The sequence below is a fragment of the Bartonella callosciuri genome (genome assembly GCF_014203215.1).
GTDB lineage: Bacteria > Pseudomonadota > Alphaproteobacteria > Rhizobiales > Rhizobiaceae > Bartonella > Bartonella callosciuri.
Window position 1 is genome coordinate 11,281 of sequence record NZ_JACHIM010000006.1, and the last position, 2,510, is coordinate 13,790.

A 2,510-nucleotide genomic window follows, 5' to 3' on the forward strand; every position below is an offset into this window, starting at 1 on the left:
AAGGCCTTTGGGGTTTCCTCTGACGTCTTCTCTAATGGCATCTCTGGCAAGGCCTTTGAGATCTCCTCTGATGTCTTTTCTAAAGGCACCTCTGGCAAGGCCTTTGGGGTCTCCTCTGACGTCTTTTCTTCTCCTGATGGCGGAGGTGACATATCAATGAGCCGCGTTTTTTCTTTTGGTTTAAAAGACACAGAATTATCTATCTGTCCCTCTCCAACATAGTGTGCCTCTTCTTTTTCTTGGGGTTTTATCGTTGGTTTTACTGCCGGAATTGCACGCACAGGGGCATTCAACGCCCCTTGTTGAGAGGAAAGTTCTTCAGTCAAAGGAGCAAGAGTGATCGGAATTGCTTCCAGTTGTTGTGGCAAAGAGCCGGGATAGATAAAGTGAAGAGCCCCCCAGCTAAAAAGAATGACATGGGCTGTAAGGGATAAAGCCAAGCCTCGTTTCATACTATGATAAGAGTCTTTGTTCATCTCCATACCTTGCATTTTGTACTTTTAATCACTTTGTATTATTTTTCCTACAAGTATTATTTTTCCTACAACATGTGCCAATTTGTAATAATCTTATTGTGCCAGGCTTGCTAAAGCAACTTGCGAAAAGCCTGCTTTTTGAAGTTCTGCGAGTAGTTTTAACACTTGTTGATATTCAACAGTTTTAGCAGCACGCACAAAAATACGTTGGTTTTTTTGTGCAGAATCCGTTTCCAATTGGAGTTTGAGTTGCGCAATCAGAGCTTCAGACGTATCATAGTAATCTTGATTAATGGCAAAGCGCCCTTGCGCATCAAGTGAAACCGTGAGTGGAGTACTTTTCGTTTGTACAGGTCCCGCTTGACTCTTGGGTAAATCAAGAGGAACGCCATTGACCAAAAGTGGAGCAGAGACCATAAAAATAATCAACAACACCAGCATGACATCAACAAACGGTGTTATATTGATCTCACTCATCAGTTGTCTGTGTGAATGATGCTGCCTCCGTGTGTTTTTTTTAGAAGAATCAACAGAAATACCCATAAACAATCCCTCTTATAATGATGAATTCACTTTGAGTGTTTCATCAATACGCCGTGATACAATTGTCGAAAATTCATCGGCAAAATTTTCTATTTGTGCGACAATTTGCGCACTTTCATTGACCAATTTGTTATAGGCAATAACCGCTGGGATTGCCGCAAACAAACCAATGGCGGTAGCCAAAAGAGCTTCTGCAATGCCTGGTGCGACAATTGCAAGCGAAGTGTTTTGAGACGCTGAAATAGAAAGAAACGAACCCATAATACCAATAACTGTTCCAAAAAGGCCGATAAAAGGTCCTGCTGATCCAAGTGTCGCGAGAAACCCTAATTTTGATTCTATTTTTGCACGTTCACGTCCTAAAGTAAGATCCATGGCCTTATCAATTCTACTCTGCAAGCTTATGGATGTGTGAATTCCTTTTTCGAGAGACTTTTTCCATTCCACCATTGCTGCCATAAAAACTGCAGATATGCTGTTGGTGGTCTGACTTTTACATGCTGCATAAAGGTCTTCCAAAGGTTGTCCCGACCAAAATGTATGTTCAAATTGTTTTATTTCACGCCGAATTCTCCGATAGGTCAAGATTTTATCAAAAATAATTGCCCAGCTCCACACGGAAGCCAGCAACAACCCAATCATAACAGCTTTAACGACGAAACCAGCTTGCATAAATAAGTGTAACATTCCAACTGTTTCTGGACTTGTCAGTTCTAGATGCGGCATTATTTTTGTCCCTCTCAAAGAAAGATTTATTTATTATTTAATAAAACAGATTATTTTATAGTTTCTAAATTTAAGAAAAAACTCCTGTCTCTTTCTTAAAAAAATATCCAATACCGCTTTTTATGGAGTACACTTTTAAACAAGAATTGTCGAAAAAAGCTCTTTGGGTAAACGTCGTGGTTTTCCTGTTTCGTTAATAAGAGCAATTTCAACTTTGGCTGTTACCAACATTGTGGTGTCATTCTGTATAATATATTGATCCATAAAGAAGCGTGCACCTTGTATACGATTAACCCGTGTTTTGATGGTTAAAAGATTATCGATTTGTGCTGGTCGTGAAAAATTGATTTCCATATGACGTACAACAAAAAAAAGTTTTTCACCCCCAACCCCTGAAGCTAACATTTTGTTATTAAAACCAGTATCCCTTAGGAACTCTGAACGGCCCCGTTCAAAAAATTCTAGATATCGCGCATGGTAAACCACACCAGAAAAATCGGTATCAGCAACATAAACACGCACCTGAAAATCATGAAAATTATTTTTATGATTACTCTTAAAAGAGGAGGTTTCCATCATTTTCTCTGTCCCATAAAGTCTTTTGTAGGGGTGAATTGTCTTGGGTGTCAAGCAATTGAGCGCATTTTTGTGTTGAAATCGTGAAGGCTAGAGCACAAAATTCTCAATGGCTCCAAGCTTTTGGGGTAAACGTTCACCTATAAACGCTGCAGCGTTTGTCCCTAAAGAATGTTTATAGGGTTGCTC

3 protein-coding genes and 1 pseudogene are annotated in these 2,510 nt (G+C 39.6%); all 4 read right to left on the bottom strand.

Features of this window, described 5'->3' with window-relative positions; all coding sequences use genetic code 11:
- A pseudogene (locus HNQ69_RS07960) lies at positions 1–476 on the bottom strand (hypothetical protein); the annotation flags it as partial.
- A gap of 93 nt (positions 477–569) precedes the next feature.
- Positions 570–1,019 (bottom strand): protein TolR, encoded by a 450-nt coding sequence (gene tolR, locus HNQ69_RS05760; protein ID WP_183229120.1) that lies wholly within the window; start codon positions 1,017–1,019, stop codon positions 570–572.
- A gap of 12 nt (positions 1,020–1,031) precedes the next feature.
- Positions 1,032–1,745, bottom strand: coding sequence for a protein TolQ (gene tolQ / locus HNQ69_RS05765; RefSeq protein WP_183229121.1), 714 nt, complete (start codon positions 1,743–1,745; stop codon positions 1,032–1,034).
- A 135-nt stretch (positions 1,746–1,880) separates the two neighbouring features.
- Positions 1,881–2,324 carry a tol-pal system-associated acyl-CoA thioesterase gene (gene ybgC / locus HNQ69_RS05770; RefSeq protein WP_183229122.1) on the bottom strand — a complete coding sequence of 148 codons (444 nt, stop codon included), beginning with the start codon at positions 2,322–2,324 and terminating at the stop codon, positions 1,881–1,883.
- Positions 2,325–2,510 lie beyond the last annotated feature (186 nt).